This window comes from uncultured Planktosalinus sp., assembly GCF_963973675.1.
Lineage (GTDB): Bacteria > Bacteroidota > Bacteroidia > Flavobacteriales > Flavobacteriaceae > Planktosalinus.
The window spans coordinates 1-8,509 of sequence record NZ_CAXBAN010000079.1 but is presented as its reverse complement, the minus strand read 5'-3'; the positions used below and the strand labels follow the sequence as shown (position 1 = coordinate 8,509).

8 protein-coding genes are annotated in these 8,509 nt (G+C 33.6%); all 8 read left to right on the top strand.

Translation table 11 applies throughout. The annotated features are described in order from the left end of the window. Positions 1-212 (top strand): outer-membrane lipoprotein carrier protein LolA (locus AACY61_RS04680; protein ID WP_339610427.1); only part of this gene is annotated, 212 nt, incomplete at its 5' end. Beyond that, complete coding sequence (locus AACY61_RS04675; RefSeq protein ID WP_339610426.1) at positions 184-777, top strand: hypothetical protein; 594 nt, start codon at positions 184-186, stop codon at positions 775-777. The genes AACY61_RS04680 and AACY61_RS04675, both read left to right, overlap by 29 nt. Continuing rightward, positions 774-1,379 (top strand): outer membrane beta-barrel protein, encoded by a 606-nt coding sequence (locus AACY61_RS04670; protein WP_339610425.1) that lies wholly within the window; start codon positions 774-776, stop codon positions 1,377-1,379. The genes AACY61_RS04675 and AACY61_RS04670 overlap by 4 nt, the downstream gene beginning before the upstream one ends. A 10-nt stretch (positions 1,380-1,389) precedes the next feature. Further along, the gene (locus AACY61_RS04665; protein WP_339610424.1) at positions 1,390-1,761 is read left to right on the top strand and encodes a 3-hydroxyacyl-ACP dehydratase; all 372 of its coding nucleotides are present in this window, start codon (positions 1,390-1,392) and stop codon (positions 1,759-1,761) included. A gap of 1 nt (position 1,762) precedes the next feature. Then, positions 1,763-2,251, top strand: a complete 489-nt coding sequence (locus AACY61_RS04660) for a hypothetical protein (protein ID WP_339610423.1) — start codon at positions 1,763-1,765, stop codon at positions 2,249-2,251. Positions 2,252-2,290: 39 nt separating this feature from the next. Continuing rightward, entirely contained in the window at positions 2,291-3,469 is a 1,179-nt protein-coding gene (locus tag AACY61_RS04655; protein WP_339610422.1) for a DUF2062 domain-containing protein, read from the top strand. An 8-nt stretch (positions 3,470-3,477) separates the two neighbouring features. Continuing rightward, a complete protein-coding gene (locus AACY61_RS04650; protein WP_339610421.1) occupies positions 3,478-7,161 on the top strand; it encodes a 1-acyl-sn-glycerol-3-phosphate acyltransferase in 3,684 nt (1,227 codons plus the stop codon). Then, positions 7,154-8,509: NAD(P)/FAD-dependent oxidoreductase (locus tag AACY61_RS04645; protein ID WP_339610420.1), on the top strand; the 1,356-nt coding region annotated here is incomplete at its 3' end. The genes AACY61_RS04650 and AACY61_RS04645, both read left to right, overlap by 8 nt.

Below are 8,509 nucleotides of genomic sequence, written 5' to 3'. Positions count from 1 at the left end.
TTAAAAACCCGGACTTTAACATTGCTGTTTTGAATCCAAAATCAAATGATATCAAAATATATATTTCAAGTCTGGAGTTATATTTTGACAAAACAACAGCTGCCATAGCTGAGGTTAAACTCTATGAACCGTCTGAAGATTATACACACATCGTTTTTAGGAATAAAGAAACAAACGTTCGTCTTGATCAAAACACTTTTACAAATAAGTAGTCTGGTATTTTTGCTGGTTTCCTGTAAATCTTATGTTCCTCACAATGCAGAGTTGACTAATAATGAATTAAGGCTTGTTGAAAATCAGTATTTTTCAGATCCTGAGTTAGATTACGTGTATCGGGCTCATATTTCGGCCTATAACAATGAGTTTAGCGGTGTCTTTATCGTAAAAAAAATCACTAAAGACCAGCACAGGTTAGTATTAACAACTGATTTTGGTTTTAAATTGCTAGACGTAGAGCTCTCACAATCAAGTTTTAAAATACATTTTATAGCCGAGCAACTTGATAGGAAACTCATTAGAAAAACATTAGAAAAAGATTTTAAACTATTGTTAAAACCAAGCTTTACAGTTTACGAAACCTATACAAGTGAACGTTTGTTTCATTATGTTATGATCAACAACAGTTCAGGTTTGTTGGAAAAAGTTGTGGAAACCACTAGCATAAAAGAAAAAGTTAGCTTTCACTTTTTTGCAAAAAAGAATACTTTTGCCGACTCTATCTTGGTTGAACATCGTGATATAGATTTAAAAATTAAACTAAACCAATTTAAAAAATGAAAACCACCCTTATTCTTTCAATTGTCCTATTTTTTGGAATACAATGTTTACAGGCACAGGTTTCATTTAAACCCGGGTTGAGAGGTGGGTTAAATATTTCTAAAATAACACAGGTAGAGTCTGACTTTAATACTGATTTTTACATTGGTGCATTTGGAGCTTTGCGTTTGGGAAAACTCTACACCCTCCAACCTGAAATAACATATACAAACCAAGGTGGTAAAAATATCGAAGTTTCCTCCGGATTTTGGAATGATTTTGAAAACCCTTCAAGAAAAGAAACAATATCCATCTCTTATTTATCACTTGGCCTGACAAACAAATTACACTTCAATAAACGCTTTAGCTTTCTTATTGGACCTACAATAGATTTTCAATTGGAAAATAACATATATACAAATACCGACCTTGATTTTGGATTTACAACAGGTCTTTACTTCAGGATTCTTGAAAACCTAGAATTAGAAGGACGTTTAAAAGCAGGTGTTTTAGATGTTTTTGAATCTGATTACAGCACTTCAAATTCACCTCATGTACATTCTTATAACACCAATTTACTTTTTCAGTTAGGACTTTCTTATACTTTTAACACTCAGCACTAATTCCAACTACATGTTATTAAAAGATTTTTATACAATTTTAAGCACTGAAACAGTTTCAGAAAACAATTATTCTGTAACAATAAACCTCAATAAAAACCATGAGGTTTTCAAGGGGCATTTTCCTGGCAACCCTGTCACTCCCGGAGTTTGTATGTTGCAAATTATCAAAGAAATGTGTCAAAGTTTTCTCAACTGTGAATTACAACTGAAGACAGCTTCAAATGTGAAATTTATGGCTTTAATTAATCCTGACATCAATTCCAGGCTTCGCCTTGAATTAGCAATAAGTTTTGGTGAAAATGATGAGATAAAAGTAAAAAACACAACTTTTATGGAAGATACAGTTGCTTTAAAACTTTCAAATACGTATATTAAGGTTTAATATGAAAGCACTGACAGGTTTAATTACACTTATTTTTTTACTTCAATTCGCAACTGATTTGGACAGTATTCGAAGCAGTTATTTCTCAGGCCCAAAAACCGAAGAGACAGCCAAATCGTTTAATGAAATGATGGAAATTGTGGATGCATCAACAGCAATTTTAAAAGCATATAAGGGTGCTTCCTTTGCTTTGCAGGCACAATACGGTCAAGGTATCAAAGAAAAAAAAGAGTTTTTTGAACTGGCAGTTACAAATATTGAAGCTGCTGTACAAGAGGATCATGACAATCCAGAAATTAGACTAATCAGACTAAGTGTACAGGAAAATAGTCCACGGATTGTAAAATACAAAGACAATATGGAAGACGATAAAGCCCTAATATTAGAAGAGTTTGACAGCTTGACTGAGGCTGTTAAAAAATGTATTCGTGACTATGCAACTCATTCAGATTTTTTTAGTGAAGAGGAAAAAGCACAGGTTTTAAACTGATTATTCAGTAAATTTACCCCAAAGTTTTCCTTATAAATTATGCCAACACTCACAAACCCTTCAGAGCCTTCTGCTTTCTATCAGGTTTGTGTTCTTATCCCTACATATAACAATCAAAAAACCCTCACAAAAGTTTTGGATGAGGTGTTGATGAAGACTACCAATGTAATTGTTATAAACGATGGCTCGACAGACGACACCCTTTCTATTTTGGAAAACTACCAACAAATAATATTGGTAGATTACAAGAAAAATAGAGGTAAAGGCTATGCCCTTCAAAAAGGATTTCAAGTGGCACGAGAGTTGGGTTTCGACTATGCAATTACTATAGATTCTGATGGTCAGCATTTTGCTGACGACATTCCGGTTTTTATGGAGGCAATAAAACAGGAACCCTATCCGGTTTTGTTGATAGGAAATAGAAATATGTCTCAGGAAGGCATCCCAAAAGGGAGCAGTTTTGGCAACCGATTTTCAAATTTTTGGTTTTGGTTTGAAACTGGAATAAAACTCAAAGACACACAATCGGGTTACAGGGTGTATCCTTTAAAAGCTATCCCAAAAAAATATTTCACAACCAAATTTGAATTTGAAATTGAAATAATTGTGCGTTCAGCCTGGAAGGGAATTCCTGTGAAAAATATACCCGTTAAAGTGCATTATGATCAAAAGGATCGCGTGAGTCATTTCAGGCCTTACAAAGACTTTTTTCGCATTAGTGTTCTTAACACAGTCTTGGTAGTACTGATGTTATTTTACATTAAACCACGTGATTTTTTTAGAAACTTTAAGCGAAAAAGTATACGAAGGTTTATCAAAGAGGATGTTTTAGAAAGCACAGACTCAAAAGGAAAAAAAGTATCATCAATCGCTTTGGGGGTATTTATTGGAATAAGTCCGTTTTGGGGTTTTCAAACTATTTTAGTTTTATTTTTGGCAGTTATTCTAAAGCTAAATAAAGCACTTGCATTTGCAGCCTCAAACATCAGTATTCCGCCATTAATACCTGTAATCATATTTATATCTCTAAAAATTGGTGCTCTTTTTATCCCCGGGACAGTTTCTCTTACCTCCATAAAACAAGCCCCATTTGAAGCAATTGAAGCCAGCCTGATGCAATATGTTTTAGGGAGTTTTATACTGGCAACAGTTGCAGCAATTCTTTTCGGAGTTGGAAGTTATTTAGTACTTTCGTTTACAGCAAAAAAAGATAAATAGGCAAAAAAATGCATCGGTTTTTTTACGGAATTTATAAACGCATTGCCCGTCAAAAGTGGTTGTCACTTTTGGCTTTAATTTTATTGTTTATCACCTTCCTATTTGCTGCCTTTCAGATAGAGTTTGAAGAGGATATTTCAAGAGTCCTTCCAAAGAATGATCAAGCTGATATTACTTCAAAAGTTTTACAGCAGTTAGATTTTTCTGATAAAATTGCTGTGATAATCCAGAAAGAAAACCAAGGAACTTTTGAAGACCTTACTCAATCTGCAAATCAGTTTTTAGACAGCCTTGAGCCCTTAAAAAACTATATTGAAAAAGTCCAAGGTAAATTTCAAACAGAAGACTTTAGTCAAACTCTTGATTTTTTCTATGAAAACTTACCACTTTTTTTATCTGAAAGTGATTATGAAACAATTGAAGCAAAACTAAAAATTGACAGCATCCAAAGAATTGCAGAAAATAATTATAAAACACTCATTTCACCCACAGGAATTATTTCCAGAAATCAGATACTTAAAGATCCCTTAGGCCTTACATTTCTGGGTCTGGAAAAGCTACAAAACCTTCAGGCAGATGACCAGTTAAGCTTTGAAAACGGTTTTCTAACAACACCCGATCGTTCTAAAATATTGCTGTTTATCAAGCCAACCCTTTCAGGAAGTGAGACAAAGCAAAACACTGAGTTTGTCAATGCACTAAATGAGATTAAAAACCATTTAAACACTGATTTTAAGGAACGGATTTCAGTTGATTTTTTTGGAGCAAACTTTATTGCTGTTGCAAATGCAACTCAGATAAAAAAAGACATACTCACAACATTAACACTGTCAATAAGTTTGTTGATGTTGCTTTTGGTTTTTTATTATCGCACGGTATTTATACCTTTTATTGTTTTTATTCCTACAGTTTTTGGTGCGGTAACGGCGTTGGCTTTTGTTTATTTGTTTTTAGGGAAGGTATCAGCAATTTCTATAAGTGTTGGAGCTATTTTACTGGGTGTCACAATTGATTATTCACTTCACATCCTCACGCATTTTAAACATCATTTTGATATTAAATCGCTGTATGAACAGATTTCGAAGCCCGTAATTATTAGTAGTGTCACTACAGCAGCATCTTTTTTATGTCTGCTTTTTGTAGAATCGGATGTGTTGAAAGATTTAGGTGTTTTTGCTGCAGTGAGTGTTCTGGCTTCTGCCTTTTTTGCATTGATTTTCATTCCTCATTTATATCGCCCATCACAAGTTATTAAAAAACAAAAAACTCATCTTTTTGACCGCCTGGCGGCAGTTGATTTTCATAAAAATAAAGTGTTGGTTCTTTTTACATTAGCAGCTGTGATTGTTAGCTTGTTTGTTTTTGGAAAACTTCAATTCAACAGTAATATTTCAGATTTGAACTTTGTTTCAGATGAACTCAAATCTGCTGAGACTAAACTAGAAGAAAGTACAAACATTACCTCAAAGTCAGTTTATATTGCCGTTTATGGCACTTCAGAAGAAAAAGTTCTACAAAAGAATGATGAGGTCTTATCAATTTTACAACAAATAAAGACTGAAAAAGGTATTGATAAAATGAGTTCTATTGGCTCAGTACTTATTTCTGAAGTAAAACAACAAGAACGCATCAAGCGTTGGTATGATTTCTGGAGTCCTGAAAGAATCGATTTTTTAAAGCAGGAATTGACTGAAAGCAGTAAAGAATTTGGTTTTAAACCGGAGACTTATGCTAACTTTTACACCCATTTAGAAAACAACTTTAACCCAAAGAGTCTGAATGACTTTAAGAATATAAATACAATTCCTGTATCTGAATTTGTTTCAGAAAACAATGGTTTTTATACAGTGAGTACGCTGGTGAAGGTTGATGAATCCCAGAGAGCAAATTTTGTCTCAAAGTTTCAAAACCTGGAAGGGGTAATGCTCATAGACAGGCAGGAAATAAATGAAACCTTTTTGGGTCAGTTGAAAGATGATTTCGGGAGTTTGATAAACTATTCCCTACTCGTTATTTTTCTAATTTTATGGTTGTTTTTTAAACGCATAGAGCTAGTGTTAGTGGCAATACTTCCAATTGTGATAACCGCTATAGTAACTGTGGGAAGCCTTGTTTTGCTGCAAATACAATTGAATATATTTAGCCTGATTGTTTGTACGCTTGTTTTTGGTATTGGTGTAGATTTTAGCATATTTATGACTAGTGCATTACAGAAAAGGTATACCGGCATTAAAATTGATTTACGCACATATAAGGCCTCTATTTTATTGGCTGTTCTTACTACAACACTTGCTATTGGTGTTCTTATTTTTGCGAAGCATCCTGCATTAAAATCTATTTCAATAGCCTCGATTGTTGGTGTCTTTTCAGCATTGATTGTTACGTTTGTTTTTTATCCAATACTGTTTAAATTTTTCTTTGAAAATCGTGTTAAAAAAGGAAAGTCTCCAATTAGTTTACGTTTGTTATTACATTCTTTTTTTTCCTTTACTTATTATGGACTGGGAGGCTTGATTATAGCTGTTTTAGGACCTGTTTTACTTTTTTTAGTTCCTGTGAAAAAAGAGAGAAAAATGCTTTGGTTTAGAAAAGTAATCTCTGTGTATTTAAAATCTGTTTTATATACCAATCCGTTTGTTGTAAAAAAAGTGCTCAATCCACACAATGAAACATTTGAAAAGCCATCTGTTATAATTTCAAACCACACTTCATTTTTAGATTCAATAACAATTGGAATGTTGAGTCCCAAAATAATATTTCTGGTGAGCGATTGGGTCTACAACTCTGTAATTATTGGTGGTGCCGCTAGACTAGCCGGATTTTATCCCGTTTCCAAGGGCATTGATGACGGAATTTCCCACTTGAGAAAAAAAGTGGAAGAAGGATACTCTTTGATGGTTTTTCCCGAGGCAACCCGCTCGAAAGACAATGTAGTAAAACGTTTTCATAAAGGAGCGTTTTATTTAGCAAATGAGTTTCAATTGGACATATTGCCTATTTACATACACGGAAATGCAGACGTGTGCCCCAAAGGCGATCACATTATTTATGACGGAAAAATCACTGTTGTAATTGATCAACGCTTACCCTATTCAGACAAACAGTTAAATTCACACTTGTCAAAACAAACAAAGACAGTGAGCGCTTATTTTAAAAGCATGTTTTCAGAAATAAGGTTTGAGCAAGAAGATGAAAACTACTACCGCAAGACAATTTTATTATCCTTTCTGTATAAAGAACCTTCTGTATACAATTCAGTTAAGGTTAATTTTGACTCACAAAAACATATTTATTTTTCATTGCGTAACAAATTAAAAGATAAAGAAACTATTTTTCATCTCACTAATGATTTTGGACAATGGGATGCCCTTTTAAGCTTACAGCAACCCAACCGAAAAATTATTTCTTACATACATGATCCTGAAAAGCGAACTATTGCTTCAGCAAATTATTTAGTTCATAAAAGAAATATTAATTATGTTGATTCTCCATTGCATCACGGTTTGCCCTGGGACACACTTTTGATTTCAGAATCATCTCTAGAAACAGAAGTCCTGAATAAGCTGTTGGTAAAGACAAAAAATGTTATATTATTACATAACTTTACCCTTAAAAACCATTTGGAATCATTATCATTTCATCAAGTTTTTGAAGGGAAATATTTAGTTTATAAGAAAATTGAGCGTGAGTAAAAAATATGATGTTGTTGTTATAGGAAGTGGGCTTGGAGGTCTTGTATCGGCAATCATTCTTGCCAAAGAAGGCAAGAGCGTATGTGTGCTTGAAAAAAACAGGCAATATGGTGGTAATCTGCAAACCTTTGTAAGAGATAAAACCATATTTGATACCGGAGTACATTATATTGGCGGTCTTGAAGAAGGTCAAAATTTATATAAATACTTCTCTTATATAGGTATTATGGAAAAGTTGCGCATTAAAAAACTTGACCAAAATGCGTTTGATCTAATCAGCTTTGATGATGACAACACAAAGTATCCTCATGCGCAAGGATATGAAAATTTTGTTGAACAACTTGGCAAATACTTTCCCGAAGAAAAAGAAAATATTCAGGAGTATTGTAAAAAACTTCAGTATACGTGTGACTCATTTCCGTTTTATAATTTAAGAAGTGGCAATGGTTATCAAAATGAGATTCTTTCTATCAATGCAAAAGAATATATAGACGGTTTTACACAAAATGCAAAGTTAAAGGCTGTTTTGGCCGGCTCTAATTTTTTATATGCCGGTATTCCAGACAAAACGCCTTTTTATGTACACGCACTTTCAGTAAACTCATACATTCAAAGTGCCTGGCGATGCATTAATGGAGGAAGCCAAATTACCAAACAACTCATACGTCAGTTAAAAAAGTATGGAGGAGAAGTTTTTAACTATTCAGAGGTTATAAAGTTCAAAACTATTGATAATGTGGTTACTGCTGTAGAAACTAAAAAAGGAAACAGTTTTCAGGGAGAACTGTTCATTTCAAATATTGAGCCTAAAACCACACTTAAAATGATAGGTAGCGATTCGTTTAGAAAAACATATTACAACCGAATCCAAACCCTGGAAGTACTACCCTCTGCATTTAGCATCTATATTGTTTTCAAACCGGACTGTTTCCCATACATGAACCACAACTATTATCATTTTAAGGATAGCACTAAGGTATGGAGCGCATATGAATACAGCCAGGACTCTTGGCCTGAAGGTTATATGCTTTCTATGAATGTTTCTAAAGAAAGTCAAAATTGGGCCGATAGCTTAACAGCTATTACTTATATGAACTATGATGAGGTAAAACAATGGGAGCACACTCATAATACGGTCTCTGAAAATGAAGATAGAGGGGCTGATTATGAAAAGTTTAAAGAAGAAAAAATTGAAATATTTATCAAGGAAATTGAGAAAAAATTTCCTGATATTAGAAAATGCATACAATCTGTATTTGCCTCAACACCGCTTTCTTACAGAGATTATATAGGAGGTCACAGAGGAAATCTTTATGGATATATTAAAGACTCCAACAATCCTATGAAA